The organism is Rheinheimera sp. F8 (assembly GCF_001518915.1).
This window is the reverse complement of the sequence record NZ_CP013656.1, coordinates 3,192,624-3,215,478: the sequence shown is the minus strand read 5'-3', so window position 1 is coordinate 3,215,478 and position 22,855 is coordinate 3,192,624. Positions and strand designations below refer to the sequence as shown.

Genomic DNA, 22,855 nt, shown 5'->3' with positions numbered 1-22,855 from the left:
CGGCTTCGCTCAATTACAGATTGCCACCTAGGAAATCTTTGGCGAACCGCTGCAGCACACCACCAGCCGCATAAATCGATACCTCTTCGGCGGTATCGAGGCGACAGGTCACAGGAACCTGCAACGTCTCGCCGTTTTGGCGGTGGATCACCAACGTTAACGTTGCGCGCGGTAAGCGTTCACCAATCACATCAAAACGTTCTGTGCCATCTAAACCTAAAGTCAGACGGTTGGTACCGGCTTTAAACTCCAGAGGTAATACGCCCATCCCGACCAGATTGGTGCGGTGGATGCGCTCAAAGCCTTCTGCAACGATGGCTTCAACGCCGGCGAGGCGTACGCCTTTAGCTGCCCAGTCGCGGCTGGAGCCCTGACCATAATCCGCACCGGCGATAATAATCAGCGGTTGCTTCCGCGCCATGTAAGTTTCAATGGTTTCCCACATCCGCAACACTTTGCCTTCCGGCTCGAGGCGTGCCAACGACCCTTGTTTGACCTTACCATCTACTATAGCCATTTCGTTGATAAGCTTTGGGTTAGCAAAAGTCGCGCGCTGCGCCGTCAGGTGGTCGCCGCGGTGCGTGGCGTAAGAGTTGAAATCTTCTTCCGGTAAGCCCATTTTGTGCAGATATTCACCGGCCGCGCTGTCCATCATGATGGCATTAGACGGTGATAAATGGTCTGTCGTGATGTTGTCGCCAAGCAGCGCCAGTGGCAGCATGCCAGTTAAACTGCGCTCGCCAGCCAAGGCGCCTTCCCAATACGGTGGACGGCGAATATAGGTACTTTGCGCCCGCCAGTCGTAAAGCGGACTGATTTTTTCACCATAATCGACATCAACGGCAAACATTGGCTCATACACTTTACGGTATTGCTCGGGTTTGACACTGGCAGCAACCACCGCATCAATCTCGGCATCGCTTGGCCAAATATCCTTTAAGCGGATTTCACGGCCATCGGCAGCTACTCCCAGCACATCTTTTTCAATATCAAAGCGGATGGTACCGGCAATGGCATAAGCCACCACTAAAGCCGGAGACGCCAGAAATGCCTGCTTCGCGTACGGATGAATACGGCCATCAAAGTTGCGGTTGCCGGATAACACTGCCGTGGCATACAAATCGCGGTCAATCACTTCCTGCTGGATGATTGGATCTAAAGCGCCGCTCATGCCATTACAAGTGGTACAGGCAAAGCCAACGATACCAAAGCCTAACTGTTCCAGTTCGGTCAGCAAATTGGCTTCTGTTAAATACAGTTCCACCGCTTTTGAGCCAGGTGCCAGCGAACTTTTCACCCATGGTTTGCGGGTCAGACCAAGCTTATTGGCATTACGCGCCAGAATACCGGCCGCAATCACGTTGCGCGGGTTGCTGGTATTGGTGCAGCTGGTGATCGCTGCAATTATCACGGCGCCGTCCGGCATTAGTCCTGGCTCATTCTCCACCACACCACTGATGCCTTCGGCGGCTAAATCTGCAGTCGCCACACGCGCATGTGGATTCGAAGGACCGGCGATATTGCGCACTACAGTGGATAAATCAAAAGATAACACGCGCGGATATACCGCAGTTTTTAAGCTGTCCGCCCATAAACCTGCGGTTTTAGCATAGGTTTCAACTAATTTGACCTGCGCCGCTTCCCGGCCTGTCAGCGTTAAATAATCCAAAGTTTGTTGGTCGATGTAGAACATCGCGGCCGTGGCGCCATATTCCGGCGTCATATTAGAAATGGTCGCGCGATCGCCCAGACTCAGACTATTTGCGCCTTCACCAAAAAACTCCAGATAACTGGAAACCACTTTTTGTTTACGCAAAAATTCAGTCAGCGCCAGCACGATGTCAGTGGCTTGAATGCCCGGCTGTGCTTTGCCGGTCAGTTCAACACCAATGATGTCGGGTAACCGCATCCACGAAGCGCGGCCCAGCATCACACTTTCCGCTTCTAAACCACCAACACCAATGGCAATGACGCCAAGTGCATCGACATGTGGGGTATGGCTGTCAGTACCGACCAAAGTATCCGGGTAAGCCACGCCGTCTTTAGCATGGATCACCGGTGACATCCGCTCCAGGTTGATTTGGTGCATGATGCCGTTGCCCGGTGGGATCACATCGACGTTTTTAAAGGCTTTTTTCGTCCAGTTGATAAAGTGAAAGCGATCGTCATTACGCCGATCTTCAATTGCGCGGTTTTTCTCAAACGCGTCTTTGTCAAAACCACCGTATTCGACAGCTAAAGAATGGTCAACAATCAGCTGTGTTGGCACCACCGGATTGACTTTGGCCGGATCGCCGCCTTGGGCAGCAATGGCGTCCCTCAGACCGGCCAAGTCGACCAGCGCGGTTTGGCCGAGGATGTCGTGACAAACAACACGGGCCGGAAACCAGGGGAAATCCAGCTCTTGCTTGCGTTCAATCAGTTGTAGTAAATACGCGTTTAATTGCGCCGGATCGGCCCGCCGTACCAAATTTTCGGCGTGCACGCGGGACGTGTAAGGTAAGGTTGCCCATGTACCCGGCTGCAATGCATCGACTGCAGCGGCGGCATCAAAATAGTCCAGCCCGGTTGCGGCCAGCGGTTTGCGAAATAAAGTATTCATTGCCATCTCTTTGAGAATAAATGCCCAGCTTTAAGCTGTGAAGGCCGGGACTGACAGTCAGTTCCGGCCGGATTTATCAGCCACGGTTGGCGATCGGCTGCACTTCGCGTGGCTCTACACCAACATAATCAGCACTTGGCCGGATAATGCGGTTGTCGGCACGTTGTTCCATCACATGGGCCGCCCAGCCGGTCAGGCGTGAGCAGACAAAAATTGGCGTAAACAGTTTTGTCGCAATGCCCATGTAGTTATAGGCTGAGGCGTGGAAGAAGTCGGCGTTACAAAACAGTTTCTTTTCCCGCCACATCACGGCTTCACAGCGCACTGATACATCGTATAAACGGGTATCGCCGTTGGCCTTGGCCAGTTGCTCCGACCAGGCTTTGATCACTGCATTGCGCGGATCAGATTCTGCGTAAATAGCATGGCCAAAGCCCATGATTTTATCTTTGCGCGCCAGCATGCCTAACAGAGTCTCTTCGGCATGTTCCGGGTTTTGCAGATGTTCAATCAATTCCATCGCTGCTTCGTTGGCACCACCATGCAATGGGCCACGTAATGAGCCAATAGCACCGGTGATGCAAGAGTGCATGTCAGATAACGTTGAAGCACAGACCCGCGCCGTAAAAGTAGACGCATTAAATTCGTGCTCTGCGTACAGGATCAGCGATGCGTGCATCACAGTAACATGTAAAGGCTCTGGCTTTTTGTCATGCAAGGTCCAGAGGAACTGTTCGGCAATCGAATCCGCCGGCGTTTCAACGTCAATACGCTTGCCGTGATGGCTGTAGTTGTACCAATAATTAATCAGGCCCGGAAACACCGCGAGCATCCGATCGGTGGCGTCTTGTTGCTCTGCAAAACTTTGTTCCGTTTCCAGGTTACCCAACATGGAACAGCCGGTACGCATCACATCCATCGGGTGGGCGGATGCCGGAATGCGTTCCAGCACTTCTTTTAATGGCTGTGGCAGGCTGCGCAGTGCTTTCAGTTTGGCTTTATAGGCTGCAAGTTCGGCGACTGTCGGTAATTCACCTTTTAAAATCAGGTGAGCGACTTCTTCAAATTCACATTTGGCGGCTAAATCTTTGACGTCGTAACCACGATAGGTCAGACCTGAGCCGGTTTTACCGACTGTGGATAATGCTGTTTTACCGGCGATTTGACCGCGTAAACCCGCGCCGGTCAGTTGTTTAGATGTCGACATAAGTTATTCTCCAGGTACAGAGTTAATTCAGCTTATTTGTTTTTGCCTTGGGCAAATAATGAATCCAGTTTTTCTTCGTAACTGTGATAATTGAGAAAATCGTACAGCTCCATCCGCGTTTGCATGCTGTCTACGACCGCTTTCTGGTCGCCATTGGCCAAAATCGATTGATAGACATTCAGCGCGGCTTTGTTCATCGCGCGAAACGCTGATAATGGATACAGCACCATTTTCACGCCGACACCAGCCAGCTCAGCGGTATTAAACAATGGAGTCTGACCAAATTCAGTAATATTGGCCAACACCGGCACCGACAAGGCTTGCGTGAACGCCTGATATTGCTCCAGCGTATAGACGGCTTCAGCAAAAATAGCGTCCGCCCCCGCTTCCACACAGGCCTGAGCCCGCTCGATAGCTGCAGCTAAACCTTGTTGTTGCAGCGCATCAGTGCGTGCCATGATAAAAAAGTTAGCATCTGTCCGGGCATCAACAGCAGCCTTGACGCGGTCGACCATTTCTTCCTGTGACACAATTTCTTTATTTGGTCTGTGACCACAGCGTTTTTGCATAACCTGGTCTTCAATATGGAAACCAGCAGCGCCAGCGCGGGTCATCTCGCGCACAGTGCGGGCAATATTAAATGCACCACCCCAACCGGTATCTGCATCGACCAGCAACGGCAGATCGGTCGCACCGGTGATCCGGCGAATGTCTTCACAAACATCATTCAGCGACGTCATACCCAGATCCGGTAATCCAAAAGAGGCATTGGCGACACCGGCGCCCGACAAATACAACGCTTTATGACCGACCCGCTCTGCCATCATCGCAGTGTAAGCATTGATAGTACCGACCAACTGTAATGGTTGATTCGCCTGGATGGCCTGACGAAATTTTAAGCCTGCGCTTTGCGTCATGTTCAGTTCCCCTGTTGTAAATGTGATTCGATATTGCGACGCGACGCACTGATGTGCCGGCGCATTAATAGTTCAGCCAACTCACCGTCGCGGCTGGCGATTGCATTGAGAATAGCTTTATGTTCGTCAAACGCCCGCGATACCCGGGGGCCGGCCATACCCATTTGGACCCGGTACATCCGCACCAAGTAATAAAGTTCGTCACATAAAATATTGATCAGATATGGGTTTTTACTGGCTTGGATGATGCGGTAATGAAAATCGACATCACCGGCTTCCTGATAATAACTTTCGCCTTCACGCACACGTTGTGTCGACAGATGCTGATCCAATAACGCCTGCATCTGCGTTATTTCCGCGTCCGACATTTGTTCAGCCGCCAGCCGGCATGCCATGCCTTCGAGATTCTCTCGGATTTGATACAAAGAAATTAAGCCTTGCGGGGTTAACTTTACGACGCGGGCACCGGCATTGGGAATTCGCTCAATCAGGTGACAACGCTCCAGGCGGGCCAGCGCTTCGCGCAGCGGCGCCCGGCTTAAATCAAACTGCCGCGCCAATTCAGGTTCGGAAATTTTGCTGCCAGCCGGGATCTCACCAGCAACGATGGCTCGCTGGATCTCCTGCAGGACTCTGTCGGCTGCGGTGATGGGGTCTTTTTGCACAAAAACCTACAATATGTCGACATAATTTATGTATTACGCAATTTTATGGGCAATAAAAGCAATGTCAAGTTAGCAATTGGTATTATTGTCGACAATCTGCCAAATGTGGTTATACAAGTTTGCACGATCTGGCATCGGTCTGTTGTAACAAATTTCTTCCATTTCTGTGAAACTAGCAGCGGAAATATATTTTTATAGACTATTTGGCAATTAGGAACTTGTTTGAAGAAACAAAATGGAATGCTATTTTAATGTAGCGGAGATCGGGAATCAGGTCGCCAAGCCTTATATAACGCTTTGCTTATTGAATAAAGCTGGGGATATCTTCTGGATAAGCTGGGTGTAACATGCGGACAATAAACAATTTGTTTACTAATTCAACGTTTTAATCCGAAAGGACTTTTGCGCAAAAAAAACGCGGTTGGCTACACTGGAATCATCTGTCGGATGCAGCTTGATGCATCTTCCCCTCTAGCGCACGGCTCAACCTTGAGCCATTCCCCTAAGCCCGGAACAATGCGGATTGGTTCTGGGCTTCTTTTCTTTTGTCGACAGCAAACAGCGGTACAGCAGGCCCGTAACGTGTTACAGACTCAAACTGATCAGACTTTTGCCAGCGGAAATAACCGGCAAAAATTTTGACTGGTAGCCGCGCCCAATGCAGGCAAATCAATGCCTCTGAGCTCCGCAATGGCTTTGGCTACTGCTGCTACATAAGCAGGTTGATTGGTTTTACCACGGTAAGGCACCGGTGCTAAATACGGCGAATCCGTTTCGATCAACAGCCGGTCCAGTGGTACCTGTCTTACCACATCGCGCAGTGCATCGGCATTGCGAAACGTCATGATGCCGGAGAATGAGATATAAAAACCAAGATCCAATGCAGCTTTTGCTGTATCCCAATCCTCGGTAAAGCAATGCAACACGCCACCACAATCTTGCGCCTGTTCGCCCCGCAATAAGGCCAGCGTGTCAACACGGGCATCCCGGGTGTGCACAATCAACGGTTTATGCAGCTGGCGGGCTACTGCAATATGCGCGGCAAAAGCGGCTTGTTGTGTGGTTTTATTGTCGGGGCTATAAAAATAATCGAGGCCGGTTTCACCGACTGCAACAACCTGTTCCGACTGACACAGCGTCAGCAATTGGGCGGCACTGAATTCCAGCTGCTGGTGCAGCGGATGCTCACCACAAGACACTGAAATCTGTGGATAAGCACTGACCAGCGCTGCCATTGCCGGAAACTCCTGCAAGCTGACACTGACACACAACAGATGATCAACCTGTGCTTCAGCCGCCGCTTGCAGAACGGCAGGTAAGTCCATGCCCAGTTTATCCAGTTCCAGGCGGTCAAGGTGGCAATGTGAATCAATAAACAAGAGCAGCTCCGGCAGAAGGGTCAAAAACAAAAACGCCGGCAGTGTACCTGAAGCGGCAGCTGTGGTGAAGCCGATACAACGAAGCCGTTACGACGACCTCTGCACAACGCCTACTTTAAAGCGTAAAGGTCAGCTCAGCCGACTCCTGCGTACCACTGAGTAATTTTTCAATTTTGTCGCGCAGATTCAGTTTGTCGTCAATAAATGCCACGCCAATACCTGCCGGGCTGGTGTTTTGTGCACCCTGTGGCGTCAGCCAGGCCACTTTGCCGGACACCGGGATCGATTCCAGCGCATCCGGTAAGGTCACCTGCAAGGCCAGCGATTGCCCCATTTTGTAGTGCCGGCTGGTGCGGACAAATAAGCCACCTTGCTTAAAAAACGGCATATAAGAGCGGTAAAGCTCTTTCAGATCAGCAAAATCTAACGTGAGTTCTTCCATGCCGGCCTCAGCGTAATAGTTGATGTAAGTCCAACAACAAGGTTGTCAGCGCTAGTGATTTATTTTGCCCCAAAATCCGCTGCTCGTCACGACACCAGCGGGCGACGCGCGAAAATAGCTGCGGCGGTGGTAATTGCTGTTGCTGTAACGTCCAGTGTCGCACCGTGTAATACAACAATGCTGCCAGCTCAGGTTGGGTTTCCAACTGTTTTTGTAGCGGCGCTAAACCTGAGCCAGTTTGTAAATAAGCCTGCAATGCGTTTAATTGCGCTGCCAGTGTTATTGCTTCACCACTGTTTTGCAATGTCAGCGCTTTTAACGGCGCGCCGCCGCAGAGTTCAAGCAAAAAATCAGGCACTGGATCAGCGCTTTGCTGTGCCAGCCATTGCCGGCTGTCATCACCATATTGCGCGGGAATGTCCCAGCGCTGACAGCGCGATAATATGGTCGGCATCAATTGCTCGGCAAATGCGGTGTACAGGATTAAAAAACTACGTGCGCCTGGTTCTTCCAGCGTTTTTAACAAGGCGTTGGCGGCAGACTCGGTCATTTTTTCAGCCTGCGGCACTACCACAACACGGGCGCCACCCTGCTGCGGTGAGTTTTGCATCAGCACACTGATTTCGCGGACCTGATCGACGGAAATGCTGCTACTGACCTCAAGCAGTAATAAGTCTGGATGATGCCCGGCCTTACCGAGCAAACAACTTTTGCAACGCCCACATGCACCATCCGGTAATGGATCCAGACAGAGCAGTAGATGCGCCAGCTGCTTCGCCAAAATATGCTTGCCAATACCGGCAGGACCGGTCAACAAAATGGCATGATGCAATTGTTCCTGACACGCCAGTTCAAACAGGCGCCGTTCGGTGTGTTGCAGCCATGGCAATGAAGTGGTCACGCGAAATGTCGCTCCAGTGCGTCTGTTAATAGCTGCTGCACAGTAGCCAGCGGCTGGGATGCGTCAATCACGATAATATGCGGCTCTGTGGCCGCCACCGCCAGATATTTCGCCCGCGCCCGCTGAAAAAAAGCCAGCTGTTCCTGCTCTATCCGATCCAGTGCTCCGCGCGCCCGGGCGCGTTCCAGCCCTATAGCCGGATCTATATCAAGATATAAGGTCAGATCAGGGCGCAAATCACCGAGCACTAAGTGACGAATTGGATCCAGTACCTCATCCGGAATTTGACGGCCGCCGCCCTGATAAGCGCGAGACGATAAATCATGCCGATCCGCCAACACCCAGTCACCGCGCTGTAACGCCGGCTTAATCACATTATGCAGTAACTGCGCGCGCGCCGCGTACATCAGCAGTAGCTCAGTCACTGGCGACACTTGTTCCTGCTGCACTGATTTCACCAACGTACGAATTTGCTCAGCCAGCGGTGTACCACCGGGCTCACGCGTTTGGACCACATGCTGGCCCTGACGGCTTAACCACTGATAAACCGTGTTGATAGCAGTAGTTTTCCCTGCGCCTTCAAGGCCTTCAATGACGACAAAACGGCCTGTATTCATGATTTTTTCCCAAAAATATACTGTTGTACTGCTTGGTTATGTTCGCTGAGGCTAGAGGAAAACTGATGGGTGCCATCACCCCGGGCAACAAAATACAGTTTATCCGAAGCGGCTGGTTGTGCCGCAGCCTGTAATGACCCCCAACTCACCAGAGCTATAGGCCCGGGCGGTAATCCGGCGTACACATAGGTATTATAGGGGTGCGGGTCTTTTAAGTGTTCGCGTTTGATATCGCCCTGATAGCGTGCGCCAAGACCATAAATCACTGTTGGATCCGTTTGCAGCCGCATCTTCAGCTGCAACCGATTAACGAACACCGACGAAATTAATGGTTTTTCAGCTAAGTGACCCGTCTCTTTTTCGATGATCGATGCTAAGGTCAGCAATTCATAACGATTCTGTAGCGGTAACCCGCTGTGTTTGTCCCGCCAGGCTGCATCAAGCTTTTCCAGCAAGGCCTGATTGGCTCGTTTCAGCAACACGGATAACTTTGTATTGGCAGTATAAAAATAGGTTTCCGGAAACACCAGTGCTTCTGCCGAAACTGGCAGCGGCCCCCAATCGGCTGGCCAGGTCAATAACGCCTGCGCTGCAGCTTGATCTTTGACGTCCGCTTCAAGATATGGCAAGGCCGTTAATGCCTGTAAATTTTGTTCAAGGGTCCAGCCTTCCCGCAACGTCAGGCTAAACTGCGCCACTTTGCCAGTGCGTACTTGCTGTAAAAACTGCTGCAGCGACATCGGCTGCACGGCATAAACCCCTGCTTTCAGCTGACGCAACTGTGGCTGTACCAGCGATTGCAGTTTCAGCAGCTGACAGTCGAGTGTCGTCATCTGTTTAGCCTGTTGCCATTGCCGGCACAATGCTGACAAATTGCTGCCCGCTTTGACATCATAATAGGCCGCCGGAAATTGCAGCGGTGTTTGCAGCACTTGCTGCAATTCGTTGCGAAGTCCAAAGGCCGCGACGGCCATAATCACCAGACTTTGCAGCAAAAACTTTTTCATTCAACGATCCTGTAATAAAACATCAACTTGTTGTTGTAGTTGTAAGGCGGGTTCCAGATCGAGCTGACGGCCGGTCAGAGAAAATACCGGGACTATGCCTGAGAGCGCGTTACATAGCGCCATCGACTCAACGTTATCGAGCTCAGTCACTGGCAGTAGTGCTGTGGTTGCCAGCCGGGTATCCAGTAATAACTGCCGCATCACTCCAGCGACACCGGCTTGATGCAGCTCTGGTGTCCACCATTGACCGTCCCGCCACAGCAACAGATTGGCGGCAGTCGCTTCAATTAAATAATCCTGTTGGTCACAGACCAATAAATCGTCGAACCCACTTTGTTCGGCTTCGCGTTTCAGCAACACGGTTTCGAGGCGACTGCAGTGTTTGATGCCGGCGAGCAGTGGCTGCTGAGCCAGTCGCATCTGTGCCAGACCCAACCGGACGCCGTGCATACGCACCTGCTGATAGTCAGGCAGTGGCGCAGTCCAACAATATAATTGCGGTACTGTGATACCAGACGTGCCATAACCACGCGCGCCCTCGCCTCTGCTAATCAGTACTTTCAGTACCTGCTCCTGTGCGCTGATACTCGCCAACACTTGCTGCAACACAGTGGTTTCACCCAGTGCAGCAAAACCAAGCCGTTGCATCGAATGACACAGTCGCTGCCAGTGCAGTGACCAGAGTTGCGGTTGTCCGTCACGAATACTAACCGTGGAGAATATGGCATCGCCATACTGAAAACTGCGGTCGGATGATTGGATCTGCATCGGGTCTGAATTTAAAGCGTTAATAGCGCGAGTATGCCTGAAAAATTCTTACGGATAAATCGTCGGCTGCCGCAGTGTCGCTAAAAACAAAAGGCTGCCAGGCAGCCTTTTGTAATTTGATTGCACAAAAAAACGTCAGACCTTCCTGAATAAGATCGAGCCGTTCGTGCCACCAAAGCCAAATGAGTTACACAGGGCATATTCTATCTTTGCCTGGCGGGCCTGATGTGGGACATAGTCCAGATCACAGCCTTCATCCGGATTGTCGAGGTTAATCGTTGGTGTCACCACCTGATCCTGCAACGATAATACGGTGATAATCGACTCGACTGAACCGGCCGCGCCTAACAGATGACCAAGCATTGACTTGCTGGAGCTGACCATCAAGCCTTCAGGCTTCGCGCCAAACACGGATTTGATCGCCATGGTTTCAGCGATATCACCGGCAGGTGTCGAAGTGCCATGGGCATTGATATATTGCACCTGCGAAGGATTTACACCTGCATCGCGTAACGCATTCACCATGGAAGACGCGGCACCGCGACCACTTTCTGGTGGCGAAGTCATATGATACGCATCACCACTCATGCCAAAACCAACTAACTCGGCATAGATCTTCGCGCCACGGGCTTTCGCATGTTCATATTCTTCCAGCATCACCACACCGGCACCATCTCCAAGGACAAAACCATCACGGTCTTTATCCCAAGGCCGGCTGGCTTGTTGCGGCGCATCGTTGCGGGTCGATAATGCCCGTGCCGCCCCGAAACCGCCCATACCTAATGTGGTGGAGGCTTTTTCTGCACCGCCGGCCAACATCGCGTCAGCGTCACCATAAACGATCATCCGCGCAGCATGGCCAATATTGTGCACACCTGTGGTACAAGCCGTGACAATACTGATATTCGGTCCCTGCAATCCAAGCATGATCGACAGATGACCGGAGATCATATTGATGATGGTCGAAGGCACAAAAAACGGTGACAACTTGCGAGGGCCGCTGGCTAACAGTTTTTCGTGATTTTCTTCAATCAGGCCAAGTCCACCAATGCCTGAACCAATGGCAGCGCCAATGCGGCCGGCATTCTGTTCTGTGATCTCAATACCTGAGTCGCGAAAGGCCTGAATGCCTGCGGCTACACCGTATTGAATAAATAAATCCATTTTCCGTGCTTCTTTGGCCGGGAAAAAGTCTTCGACTGCAAAGTTTTTTATTAAACCGGCGAATTTGGTGCTGTAAGCTTCAGTGTCAAAATGCGTGATGAAATCAACGCCGCTTTTGCCTTGTTGTAATGCCTGCCAGCTAGATGCCACATCATTGCCCAGCGGCGTCAGCATCCCCATTCCAGTAACAACGACCCGACGTTTAGTCACTTTATCCTCCACAACAACCCTCGGTTGCTTGCAATCCCACGGTTTTTCACCGCCACAAATAAAAACGGGTAGCCTGCGCTACCCGTCTGCATCGCGCCAGGCGATGACCTCACGCCTTATTCAGCGTGGGCTTTGATGTAATCGATAGCAGATTGCACTGTCGTGATTTTTTCTGCTTCTTCATCAGGAATTTCGGTATCGAATTCTTCTTCCAGCGCCATGACCAGTTCAACTGTGTCTAATGAATCAGCGCCCAGATCGTCAACGAAAGAAGCTTCGTGTTTTACGTCTTCTTCTTTAACGCCTAACTGTTCGATGATAATTTTCTTAACGCGTTCTTCGATGTTGCTCATCTTTTCTTCCTTTTTCTCATATAAATCGCAACAGTTCGTGCAATTTTGTGTGGCGGCTAGTTTAGTGGTTCAGTCAGATCGATGCAAGTCATGCGTTTGGCATTTCCTGCTGGTCAAACCTGATATTTAAACCATGTACATGCCGCCGTTAACGTGAATCGTTTCACCGGTAATATACGCGGCCTGGTTCGAAGCCAGGAACGCGACAGTGGCCGCAATTTCTTCAGGTTGTCCCAGACGATTCGCCGGTACCTGACCAAAGATCGCTTGTTTTTGCTCTTCCGTCAGTTCCTTAGTCATATCGGTATCGATAAAACCAGGCGCAACAGCGTTGACAGTTATACCACGAGACGCCACTTCTTTCGCAAGAGATTTTGTAAAACCAAGTACACCGGCTTTTGCCGCAGCGTAGTTAGTCTGACCTGCATTGCCCATAGAACCAACAACAGATCCGATGGTGATAATACGGCCAAAACGTTTTTTCATCATGGTCCGCATCACCGCTTTACTCATGCGAAACACTGAAGTCAGGTTCGTTTGCATGATATCGAACCATTCTTCATCTTTCATTCGCATTAGCAGATTATCGCGGGTGATACCGGCATTATTGACGAGAATATCAATATCACCAAACTGCGCTTTGATAGTTTCGAGGCATTGCTCAATCGATTCTGGGCTAGCGACATCAAGTACCAGTCCCTGACCAACGCCAAGATAATCGCTGATGGCCTGCGCACCTTTTTCGCTGGTGGCGGTGCCTATTACTTTGGCGCCCAAGGCCGCCAGTTGTTCAGCAATTGCCCGGCCGATGCCACGACTGGCACCCGTCACTAAAGCGACTTTGCCGTCCAGAGAGATAAAAGCAGTCATAAAATTCCTTATTCTTTGGCTGCAAACGCAGCCTGAAACGAAGCAACGTCATGCACCGACGTTGTTTGTAATTCTTTGTTGATGCGCTTGATTAAGCCGCTTAATACTTTTCCGGCACCCAATTCAATGACTTCAGTGACACCTTGCGTCGCCAGAAACTCGATAGTTTCAGTCCAACGTACCGGGCTGAACAGTTGACGGATCAGTGCATCCTGAATGGCCGTGGCCTCAGTGGCAACCGCAACATCAACATTGTTCACGACGGAAATGACAGGGGTATGAAAAGCCAACGTTTGCAGATCTTTCGCTAACTGCTCTGCCGCCGGACGCATTAATGCGCAGTGGCTCGGCACACTGACCGGCAATGGCAAAGCCCGTTTGGCACCTGCGGCTTTACATAACTCGTTGGCGCGCTCAACAGCAGCTTTATGGCCGGCGATGACCACCTGACCCGGTGAATTATAATTTACCGGCGAAACGACTTCGCCTTGCGCGGCTTCCGCACAGGCTTTTGCGATCAGAGTATCGTCAAGGCCAATAATCGCTGACATGGCGCCCGTGCCTGCCGGCACGGCGGTTTGCATATACTGACCACGTTTTTCGACCAGTTTTACCGCATCCGAGAGGCTCAGCACACCAGCACAAACCAATGCGGAGTATTCGCCCAAGGAATGACCTGCCAGGAATGCCGGCGCTGTGCCATTTTGTTGTTGCCACAAACGCCAGACCGCCACTGAAGCCGTCAGCAACGCCGGTTGAGTGCGATGCGTTTCGTTCAGGTCAGCTTCTGGACCATTGGCCACTAAAGCCCATAAATCATAACCAAGCGCTGCTGATGCTTCAGCAAAAGTCTCACGGACTATCGCATATTCAGCATGCAAATCTGCCAGCATACCGACAGACTGTGAGCCTTGTCCCGGAAACACTAATGCAATTTTTTTAGTCATTGTTGTTCTCTGAAAATTCTGTCGCTAATTAATAACGAACCAGAGCTGACGCCCAGGCAAAACCGCCGCCAAAAGCTTCCAGCAATAAAGTTTGACCACGTTTAATGCGGCCATCACGGACTGCTTCGTCTAACGCTGTTGGTACCGTTGCCGCCGAAGTATTGCCATAACGGTCCAGGTTAATTACTACCTGATCCATCGACATATCCAATTTGCGGGCCACGGCAGAAATGATACGAAGATTGGCCTGATGCGGTACCAGCCAGTCAATCTGTGATTTATCCAGATTATTTGCGGCCAGGGTTTGCTCGACGACTTCTGACAACTTAGTAACTGCAACTTTAAACACATCGTTGCCTTTCATCGCGCCCCAGCTTTCGTGTACAGAGGATTCAACGCCTCGCCGTGGATTGTCTACGTACAGTAATTCAGAGTATTTGCCATCAGCGTGGATATGTGTCGACAAAATACCTGGTTGTTCTGAAGCTTCTAACACCACAGCACCAGCGGCATCACCGAACAAAATGACCATAGAACGGTCTTCCGGACTAACTAACTGCGACAAACAGTCTGCGCCAATCACTAACACCCGTTTAGCCATACCACCTTTGATGTATTGGTCGGCGATACTCAGCGCATAACAAAAACCGGCACAGGCTGCGGCGATGTCAAAAGCTGGGATCCCAGGAATTTCGAGCTCGCGCTGAACCTCGCAGGCGGCACTGGGCAGCGCGCGTGATGCACTGGTCGTTGCCAGAATAATCATATCAAGGGAGTTTTTATCAATGCCGGCGGCTTCGATAGCTTTTAATGCGGCTTGTGTGCTCATGGTGGCGACAGTTTCATCTTCACCAATGATTCGACGTTCGCGAATACCAGTACGTTCGATGATCCATTCGTCGGTGGTTTCCACCATATCTTCCAGATCCGCATTGGTGCGGACTTGCGCCGGAAAATAACTTCCGGTGCCTATAATGCGAGAATACATGCAGACCTACGCTTTATCGATTAATACGTGTTCCAACCGGTCTTTTATTTTTGCGGGCACCTGGCGTTCAACCTCGCGCACCGCCTGCCGGATGGCACTGAGAAATGCTTCTTTTGTCGCATTTCCATGACTTTTCACTACAATTCCGCGCAATCCTATCAGACTTGCACCGTTATAGTGGTCGGGGTTCACGCCGGTACCAATACTTTTTAGTAATGGTTTAATCATCCAGCCGAATAAATGGGCAGACATACTGTTTTTCAGCGCCTGTTCGAAACGTTTAATGATGAGTTTGGCTACACCTTCACAGGTTTTCAGTGCAACATTGCCGACAAACCCATCGCAGACGATCACATCTGCTTTACCGGAAAAAATGTCGTTGCCTTCGATATAACCGATGTAGTTGATGTCAGCACATTCTGACAACAATAAAGACGTGCGTTTGATTTGGTCAGAGCCTTTGATTTCTTCTTCACCCATGTTGAGTAAAGCAACCTTTGGCTGGTGAATGGATTCGACTTCTTCTGCCATTACAGCGCCCATCACGGCAAACTGAAACAGCGTATCGGAATCACAGTTTACCGTTGCACCGAGATCTAACATAAAAACCGGCGTACCGACGGTTGTTGGCAATGCACTGATTAACGCCGGCCTTTCGATGCCATTGAGCATTTTCAGCACATAATGCGCCATCGCAATCAAAGCACCGGTATTGCCGGCACTGACACAGGCCTGAACTTTTTGTTGGTCGACCAAATCAAGGGCCACCCGCATCGAAGAATCACGTTTAGTGCGCAAAGCGACAGACGGCTTATCAGTCATCAGCACTTGCTGTGACGCGTGTTTGATTTGTAGTTGGGGATGTTCAGAGATGCCTGCATCGGCCAAAGCATGCTGAATAGCAGTTGAGTCGCCGACAAGGATGAGGTCAAGTTGGGAGTTTTCGCTGACAGCGGTTATCGCTGCAGGAATAGTAGATAGGGGGCCATGATCGCCCCCCATCATATCTAACGCAATTTTAAGTCTGGATGGTTGCACTTGGTGCACCGGGACTTATTTTACTTTGCGGCCTTTGTAAAAACCGTCAGCAGTAATGTGGTGACGACGATGCGTTTCACCAGTTGTTGCGTCCACTGACAGCGTTGGGCCAGTCAGCGCGTCGTGTGAACGACGCATGTCGCGGCGGGCGCGAGATTTTTTGTTCTGTTGTACAGCCATGGTCTTTCTCCTAAAAAATCACTTTTTCTTCAATTCTTGCAGAATTGCAAATGGGTTCGGTTTCTCTGGTTCCGGCTCTATTACACCCCAGCTCATCTGCAACTTATTCGGGTCGCATTGACCTTCATCGTGCATCGGAAACAGTGGCAAAGCCAGAATTAATTCGTCCTCAACCAATTGCCGCAGGTTCACTTCGCCGTGTTCGTCTGTTTCGACCACGTCGTAGCGTTGTGGAATCTCTTCTTGAGCCGAATCATCCCCTTTTAACGGGGTATATGCAAAACTACTGTTTATGTTCAGCGTCATCTCGTCGCCGCAACGTTCGCATCTGACCTGAACAGTACATTGGGCTTCGCCCTCTATATAGACCAGACCTTGTTCATCGTTGCCGCAGTGAATAACCACTGCTACATCACCATCTGTGTTAGACAGCTGTTCTGACAACCGGGTCAGATTTTGCAGCTGCAGGATCCCGTCGAAGCTACTGCGCTTTTGGGCAGTGCGGTACGGATCGATGGTGACAGGTATTTTTACTTTTTGCATAAGGCGCGCATGATATAGATTGATCCTATTGCTGTCAAAGGGTTGATCAGACTTTTGTTAACTTTTCTGACGCTAAATTCGGTGAAAAATATTATAGTGCTGGCCTTATCATAAAACGACATCAAACAAAGGTAACTCATGACCAAATCATTATGGTTGGCGTCAACGTCAGTGTACCGCCAGGCACTGTTACAAAAACTGACCACCGACTTTCAATGTGCGAAACCTGAAGTTGACGAAACCGCACTCAGCGGGGAAACACCTGAACAGCTGGTACTGAGACTCTCTGCTGCCAAGGCGCAAGCTGTTGCCAGTCGTCTGCAGGCTGAAGGACAGAATGCGTTGGTTATTGGGTCCGATCAGGTTGCCGTATTCAATGGCGAGATCCTCGGCAAACCGCATACGGAAGAACGTGCTTTTGGCCAGCTGCGTAGTTTCAGCGGTCAGTCTGTATTGTTTTTAACCGGTTTATCGGTCACAGATAACGAAACCGGCCGGACTGATACAATCCTCGACCGCTTTATTGTACAGTTTCGTCAATTATCAGACGCAGAAATCAACTGTTATATAAGACGCGAACAACCGCTGAATTGTGCCGGCAGTTTCAAATCTGAAGGGCTCGGCATTACATTGTTCGAAAAAATGACTGGCGATGACCCAAATAGTCTAATCGGCCTGCCATTAATCCGCCTGCATCGAATGCTGAAAAGCTTTGGTGTTGATTTGTTGCTGCAAGGACAGTGATAGTGATTGTATCTGCAGGCCTAGGGTAAAATGTCTAATAATTCCGCCAAATTGCCGACTACGGCATGCGGGGCGAATGGAGCAAACTCGGCGTGACCATGCACACCATGTGTCACGCCAATACGCGGCATCTCGATACTGTGCGCCATCATCAGGTCATAACGGGAATCGCCAATCATCACGGCCTGCGCCGGATTCAGCTGCAGCTCGTTCAGGATGTGCTGTAGCATTTGCGGATGCGGTTTGCTTTGTGCTTCATCGGAACAACGGCTGGTAATAAAATGATGCCCGGTCTTCGTTTCTGCAAACATCCTGTCTAAACCACGTCTTGCTTTGCCAGTCGCTACCGCCAAATGGTAGCCACGCTGACGTAACGTACTGAACACCAGCTCGGCTCCATCAAACAACGGGGTGGGTGTTTTGTCGACGTTACTGTATACATCTTTATAGTGCTCAGACAGCAGCTCCCGTTCAGCCGCGCTGCTGTCAGGAAACAACATTTTAAACGCCGGTTCCAGCGACAAACCAATGATCTGCTTCGCTGCGTGCTCGGTTGGCACCGGTAAAGTCAGACGCTCTGCCGCAATTCGCACAGAATTGACGATTTTGCCCACCGAATCCATTACAGTGCCATCCCAGTCAAAAATCACGACTTTTACATCCAACATCACCACACCTGTTACTGCTGCGTTGTTATTTTTTGACCAGCTTGGTCAGAATCTGTGCCAATGCTTTGTCCAAAGGCGCTTCAAAGGTCATGCGTTCTGCCGACACCGGATGCTGAAAACTAATCAGCTTCGCGTGTAAAAATAGCCGGTTCAGGCCAAGTGCATTCATCTGGCCGGTAAACTCGTTATCGCCGTATTTGTCGTCACAAGCTATCGGGTGACCATTGCATGCGGTATGCACGCGAATTTGGTGCGTACGGCCGGTGACTGGAAAGGCTTCAAGTAGCGTACCTTCAACAAATCGTTGCAACACCTTAAAGCGGGTCTCTGATGGTTTACCATCACGTTCATCAACCCGGACTATCCGTTCCCCGCTTTGCAAAGTGTTCTTTTTCAGTGGCTCGGTCACTTTTTTAATTTTGCCGTCCCATTGCCCGGCAACTAACGCCCAGTATTTTTTCTCGACAACTTTCAGGCGTAACTGTTCATGTAGTGCTGTCAGGATCGACCGTTTTTTCGCAATCAACAGACAACCCGAAGTATCCCGGTCCAGGCGATGCACCAGTTCCAGAAACTTAGCCTGCGGGCGTAATGCCCGGAGTGCTTCAATGGCCCCAAACTGCAGACCACTACCACCATGTACGGCCATGCCGGTCGGTTTGTTCAGCACAATTAACTCATTGTCTTCGTACAGGATGTGGCTTTCCAGCGTTTTGACTGCCGTCAGTTTGACCGACACCGGGTCAGATTCTGCCGCCACAGTCATCGGCGGTACCCGGACCTGGTCACCTGCCTGCAACTTATACTCAGGTTTGATCCGGCCTTTGTTGACCCTCACTTCACCTTTACGCACGACCCGGTAGATCACACTTTTCGGCACGCCTTTGAGGCGGGCCAACAGAAAATTGTCGATACGTTGACCGGCGAATTCTGCATCTACATCAATAAATTGCACTGGGGTTTTTCTTTCATCAGTCATGCGTTTTTGCTGCTACATTTAGGTTGCTAATGGACTTTAATTAATGGGATAATCGACCCGCTAATTGAGCCAAAATGGCCATTAGGGCGCTCAGAAAGACGTAAGAGAAGCTGTGAGGCACCGGTCGGGACGCAGATCATACCGAATCCGTGGTGAAAACCAACGATTTTATCTTCCCCGCCGACGAATAATGCTATGCGCATCCAGTAATGTGAGTAATTTATTGCTGTTAGACGCGCAACACAGCTGCCAGTTAACTGGGCAACAATTAAAAAAAGTAAAGCTATAACGCAACGCTGACGCGATGTGTGCAGATTCTCAATGAAGATCAGCATGGCCTGACAAACCTGGTGATGTTCTGTTTTAAAAACAATTGATAATTAAATCGATTTTCAAGCATTCCAGTCGGGAGACTGCATATATACATGTTTGACGTTATCTGACACGCATAGATTGTGCGCGCTGTTGTTGTGGCTGAATGCAAGAGTCAGACACAATGAAAAGAATGCTCATTAATGCGACGCAGGAAGAAGAAATCCGCGTTGCGCTGGTCGATGGCCAGAAACTTTACGATCTGGATATTGAGAGTCCAGGTCACGAACAGAAAAAAGCCAATATTTACAAAGGCAAAATTACCCGGGTTGAACCCAGCCTGGAAGCAGCTTTCGTCGACTACGGCGCTGAGCGGCACGGCTTTCTGCCGTTAAAAGAAATTTCCCGCGAGTATTTCCCTTCAGGTTATTCCTTCGATGGTCGCCCAAACATTAAAGAAGTGGTGCGCGAAGGTCAGGAAGTCATCATTCAGATCGATAAAGAAGAGCGTGGCCAAAAAGGCGCAGCGCTGACTACTTTTATCAGTCTGGCCGGTTCTTACCTGGTGCTGATGCCTAACAACCCGCGTGCTGGTGGTATCTCGCGTCGCATCGAAGGCGACGAACGGCAAGAACTGAAAGATTCATTGGGTCAGCTTGAGATGCCGGATGGCATGGGTTTGATTGTCCGTACAGCTGGTGTTGGTAAATCATACGAAGAGCTCGATTACGATTTAAAAGCGCTGATGAAGCACTGGTCGGCCATTACCTCTGAAGCTCAAAACCGCCCTGCTCCATTCTTGATCCATCAGGAAAGCAACGTGGTTTTCCGGGCGATCCGTGATTATTTGCGCCGTGATGTTGGCGAGATCCTGATCGACAACCCACGTATTTTCGAAGAAGCCAAACTGTATATCCAGCAGTTCCGCCCAGACTTTGCCCATCGTGTGAAAATGTATCAGGGCGAAACGCCACTGTTTATGCATTATCAAATCGAAACGCAGATTGAATCAGCGTTCCGTCGCGAAGTGCGTCTGCCAAGCGGTGGCTCGATCGTGATCGATTCTACCGAAGCATTGACCGCTATCGATATCAACTCATCTAAAGCCACAAAAGGCGGCGATATCGAAGAAACCGCATTTAACACCAATCTGGAAGCTGCCGACGAAATCGCCCGCCAATTGCGTTTACGCGACTTAGGTGGCCTGATCGTCATCGACTTCATCGATATGACGCCAGTGCGCCATCAACGCGAAGTTGAAAACCGCTTAAAAGATGCAGTGAAACAAGACCGCGCCCGGGTCCAAATTGGCCGGATCTCACGCTTCGGTTTGTTAGAGATGTCACGTCAACGTCTGCGGCCTTCACTGGGTGAATCAGCAACACACGTCTGCCCACGCTGTCATGGTCGCGGCACTATCCGCAGTACTGAATCCTCAGCGTTATCAATCCTGCGGTTGATTGAAGAAGAAGCAATCAAAGATAACACCAGCCAAATCCATGCGCAGGTGCCAATTTCTGTTGCTACTTATCTGATGAATGAAAAACGCGAATCCATCCGTCGCATTGAAACACGTCATGGCATCCGCATCTTTATCATCCCGAACGAGCATTACGAAACTCCGCACTATGAAGTGTCTCGGATCCGCCTGGACGAAGAAATTGAAGAGTCCAGTTACAATCTGGTGAAAGCGCCTGCTGTGACTAACACGCTGTACCATCCGGTTTCAGACGCAGTCAAAGAAAAACCAGCTATTGCATCAATTTCGATGGCTGATGCGCCAACGCCTGTTGCGGCGCCAGTGGCCAAAGCTGAAGTAGCAGTTGTTGCGCCTCAGAGCACTGAAGAAGGCCTGCTCGGTAAAATCGGTGGTTTCTTTAAGTCACTGTTTGCTGCTCCGGCTCCAGCCGCTGCACCTGAAGTGAAAGCTGAAGCACCACAACGTCGGCAGAATAACCGCGACAGTCGCAATCGTCGTGGCGGTCGTGATGGTGGCCGCGAGAATCGGGACGGTCGTCCTGACAATCGTGAAGGCCGTATTGACACTCGCACTGAAGCCCGTGACGGACAAAAGCGCCGGCCGGACCAGGATGAGAATGCCCGTACTGAAAACAGACCTGCACGCCAGGAACGTTCAGACAAACCACGTAATGCCCGACCAGAAGCAAAAACTGAGCGCACTGAACGAACCGAACGCACAGAGCGTCCGGAACGTGCTGAACGCCCAGAGCGGACTGAACGTCTGGATAAAAAGCCGCAAGCTGAAAAAGCACCACGGCCTGTGCCAGTAGTCGATGTTGAAGATGAAGTACCATCTTCCAGCAAAGTGGCTGAACGTCGTCAACGCCGCAATATGCGCAAGTCAGTCCGTCTTGATAAGCAACAACAGGCTGGTCAGGTCGCGGAAACTGAATTGTTAGTTGTCGCAGAAGCAGAGACCGCTGTTATGACGCCGGTTGAGCAAACTGTCTTTGCAGTAACTACTGACGTCGCTACAGAATCAGTGCCTGCAGATTTGCCGGTTGATCAACAGTCTGACATTGCCGCTGAATCAGCAGATACAACCAACAGCGAAAACCGCAGCCGCAGCCGCCGCTCACCACGTCATTTGCGTGCTGCCGGTCAGAAACGGAAAAAAGAGCAACAACAAGGCGACCAGGATGACGCCGTTGATGCCCGTTATCCGGAAGAAGATGTGGTTGTCGCGGAACAGCAATTGGACCTGCCGATTGTTGCAGATCCTGCGGGATCGGTACCGACAGAGACTACTGTCGCCACTGCAACTGAAGTCGCTGATGAAGCAGCACCGATAGTTGAGACAGCACCTGCAAAACCGCGTCGTCAGCGTCAACGCGAACCAAAAGCTGTAGAAGCAACTGAGGTTACAGCGGCAGAAACTGAAGTTGCTGCTGTCGTCGAGACTGAAACCGCTGCTCCGGAAGTTGTTGCACCTGCGGTTGAAATCACCGCCGCGGTTGAAGCTGTTGCTGCACCTGCTGTGACTGAAGCAGTAATTGACTCTCAGCCAACAACACCAGCAGTTGTTGCTGCGCCAGCGGAAACTGTAGTGGTTGCTCCGGTAGAAACCGCTCCGGCAATCACGCCGGCTGCAGAAACTACTCCGGCGCCAAAAGCTAAAGCAAACCGCTATGGTAATATGGTCGTTGCGACTATGACCAAGCCAGTGGCAGTTGTTGAGGACAGCCCAGCTGCAGTGCCACAAGGTGTGCAGTATGAAGTCAAAACAACTATCGAAGGCTCAGCTGGTTCTGCCTCAGCCCGCCAGTCTGCCGTTGCGCCAATGACAAAACCACCTTCAGTGGAATAATTTGCACTGAAAATAAAAGAGCCAGC

General features: G+C 50.7%; 22 protein-coding genes. 2 read left to right on the top strand and 20 right to left on the bottom strand.

Going from position 1 to position 22,855, the window contains the following annotated elements; all coding sequences use genetic code 11:
• Nucleotides 1-13: 13 nt before the first annotated feature.
• The 18 genes from acnD to yceD form a co-directional block, all read right to left on the bottom strand.
• On the bottom strand, nt 14-2,602 hold the full coding sequence (gene acnD, locus ATY27_RS14365) for a Fe/S-dependent 2-methylisocitrate dehydratase AcnD (protein ID WP_208931315.1): 2,589 nt from the start codon (nt 2,600-2,602) through the stop codon (nt 14-16).
• A gap of 76 nt (nt 2,603-2,678) precedes the next feature.
• Nucleotides 2,679-3,809, bottom strand: a complete 1,131-nt coding sequence (gene prpC / locus ATY27_RS14360; protein ID WP_208931314.1) for a 2-methylcitrate synthase — start codon at nt 3,807-3,809, stop codon at nt 2,679-2,681.
• A 32-nt stretch (nt 3,810-3,841) separates the two neighbouring features.
• Nucleotides 3,842-4,726, bottom strand: a complete 885-nt coding sequence (gene prpB / locus ATY27_RS14355; RefSeq protein WP_208931313.1) for a methylisocitrate lyase — start codon at nt 4,724-4,726, stop codon at nt 3,842-3,844.
• 2 nt (nt 4,727-4,728) lie between these two features.
• Nucleotides 4,729-5,391, bottom strand: a complete 663-nt coding sequence (locus ATY27_RS14350) for a GntR family transcriptional regulator (protein ID WP_208931312.1) — start codon at nt 5,389-5,391, stop codon at nt 4,729-4,731.
• 602 nt (nt 5,392-5,993) lie between these two features.
• Entirely contained in the window at nt 5,994-6,770 is a 777-nt protein-coding gene (locus tag ATY27_RS14345; RefSeq protein ID WP_208931311.1) for a YchF/TatD family DNA exonuclease, read from the bottom strand.
• A 115-nt stretch (nt 6,771-6,885) separates the two neighbouring features.
• The gene (locus ATY27_RS14340) at nt 6,886-7,212 is read right to left on the bottom strand and encodes a PilZ domain-containing protein (protein WP_208931310.1); all 327 of its coding nucleotides are present in this window, start codon (nt 7,210-7,212) and stop codon (nt 6,886-6,888) included.
• 7 nt (nt 7,213-7,219) lie between these two features.
• Nucleotides 7,220-8,113: a DNA polymerase III subunit delta' gene (gene holB, locus ATY27_RS14335; RefSeq protein WP_208931309.1), complete on the bottom strand. Its 894-nt coding sequence runs from the start codon at nt 8,111-8,113 to the stop codon at nt 7,220-7,222.
• Nucleotides 8,110-8,730, bottom strand: coding sequence for a dTMP kinase (tmk, locus tag ATY27_RS14330; protein ID WP_208931308.1), 621 nt, complete (start codon nt 8,728-8,730; stop codon nt 8,110-8,112). Before tmk ends, holB begins: the two co-directional genes overlap by 4 nt.
• Nucleotides 8,727-9,737 (bottom strand): endolytic transglycosylase MltG, encoded by a 1,011-nt coding sequence (gene mltG, locus ATY27_RS14325; RefSeq protein WP_208931307.1) that lies wholly within the window; start codon nt 9,735-9,737, stop codon nt 8,727-8,729. The genes tmk and mltG overlap by 4 nt, the downstream gene beginning before the upstream one ends.
• A complete protein-coding gene (gene pabC, locus ATY27_RS14320) occupies nt 9,738-10,505 on the bottom strand; it encodes an aminodeoxychorismate lyase (RefSeq protein WP_208931306.1) in 768 nt (255 codons plus the stop codon).
• Nucleotides 10,506-10,640: 135 nt separating this feature from the next.
• Nucleotides 10,641-11,879: a beta-ketoacyl-ACP synthase II gene (gene fabF, locus ATY27_RS14315; RefSeq protein ID WP_208931305.1), complete on the bottom strand. Its 1,239-nt coding sequence runs from the start codon at nt 11,877-11,879 to the stop codon at nt 10,641-10,643.
• Nucleotides 11,880-11,995: 116 nt separating this feature from the next.
• Nucleotides 11,996-12,232 (bottom strand): acyl carrier protein, encoded by a 237-nt coding sequence (acpP, locus tag ATY27_RS14310; protein ID WP_031564929.1) that lies wholly within the window; start codon nt 12,230-12,232, stop codon nt 11,996-11,998.
• Between the two features lie 126 nt (nt 12,233-12,358).
• Nucleotides 12,359-13,102, bottom strand: a complete 744-nt coding sequence (fabG, locus tag ATY27_RS14305) for a 3-oxoacyl-ACP reductase FabG (protein ID WP_244151316.1) — start codon at nt 13,100-13,102, stop codon at nt 12,359-12,361.
• Nucleotides 13,103-13,110: 8 nt separating this feature from the next.
• Nucleotides 13,111-14,049, bottom strand: a complete 939-nt coding sequence (fabD, locus tag ATY27_RS14300) for an ACP S-malonyltransferase (RefSeq protein ID WP_208931304.1) — start codon at nt 14,047-14,049, stop codon at nt 13,111-13,113.
• Between the two features lie 28 nt (nt 14,050-14,077).
• Nucleotides 14,078-15,037, bottom strand: coding sequence for a beta-ketoacyl-ACP synthase III (locus ATY27_RS14295; RefSeq protein ID WP_208931303.1), 960 nt, complete (start codon nt 15,035-15,037; stop codon nt 14,078-14,080).
• Between the two features lie 6 nt (nt 15,038-15,043).
• On the bottom strand, nt 15,044-16,084 hold the full coding sequence (plsX, locus tag ATY27_RS14290; protein ID WP_208931302.1) for a phosphate acyltransferase PlsX: 1,041 nt from the start codon (nt 16,082-16,084) through the stop codon (nt 15,044-15,046).
• Between the two features lie 6 nt (nt 16,085-16,090).
• Entirely contained in the window at nt 16,091-16,255 is a 165-nt protein-coding gene (rpmF, locus tag ATY27_RS14285; protein WP_031564938.1) for a 50S ribosomal protein L32, read from the bottom strand.
• An 18-nt stretch (nt 16,256-16,273) separates the two neighbouring features.
• Nucleotides 16,274-16,798: a 23S rRNA accumulation protein YceD gene (yceD, locus tag ATY27_RS14280; protein WP_208931301.1), complete on the bottom strand. Its 525-nt coding sequence runs from the start codon at nt 16,796-16,798 to the stop codon at nt 16,274-16,276.
• Between the two features lie 138 nt (nt 16,799-16,936).
• On the opposite strand from yceD, the gene ATY27_RS14275 reads away from it, so the two are divergent.
• Nucleotides 16,937-17,542: a Maf family protein gene (locus ATY27_RS14275; protein ID WP_208931300.1), complete on the top strand. Its 606-nt coding sequence runs from the start codon at nt 16,937-16,939 to the stop codon at nt 17,540-17,542.
• A 20-nt stretch (nt 17,543-17,562) separates the two neighbouring features.
• Here the strand turns inward: ATY27_RS14275 and ATY27_RS14270 are convergent, their stop codons facing one another.
• Together ATY27_RS14270 and rluC are read right to left on the bottom strand one after the other, a co-directional pair.
• On the bottom strand, nt 17,563-18,210 hold the full coding sequence (locus tag ATY27_RS14270) for an HAD-IA family hydrolase (RefSeq protein ID WP_208931299.1): 648 nt from the start codon (nt 18,208-18,210) through the stop codon (nt 17,563-17,565).
• A 25-nt stretch (nt 18,211-18,235) separates the two neighbouring features.
• The gene (gene rluC, locus ATY27_RS14265) at nt 18,236-19,189 is read right to left on the bottom strand and encodes a 23S rRNA pseudouridine(955/2504/2580) synthase RluC (RefSeq protein WP_208931298.1); all 954 of its coding nucleotides are present in this window, start codon (nt 19,187-19,189) and stop codon (nt 18,236-18,238) included.
• Nucleotides 19,190-19,685: 496 nt separating this feature from the next.
• Here rluC and rne point away from each other — a divergent pair, with 496 nt between their 5' ends.
• Nucleotides 19,686-22,829: a ribonuclease E gene (gene rne, locus ATY27_RS14260; protein WP_244151315.1), complete on the top strand. Its 3,144-nt coding sequence runs from the start codon at nt 19,686-19,688 to the stop codon at nt 22,827-22,829.
• Nucleotides 22,830-22,855 lie beyond the last annotated feature (26 nt).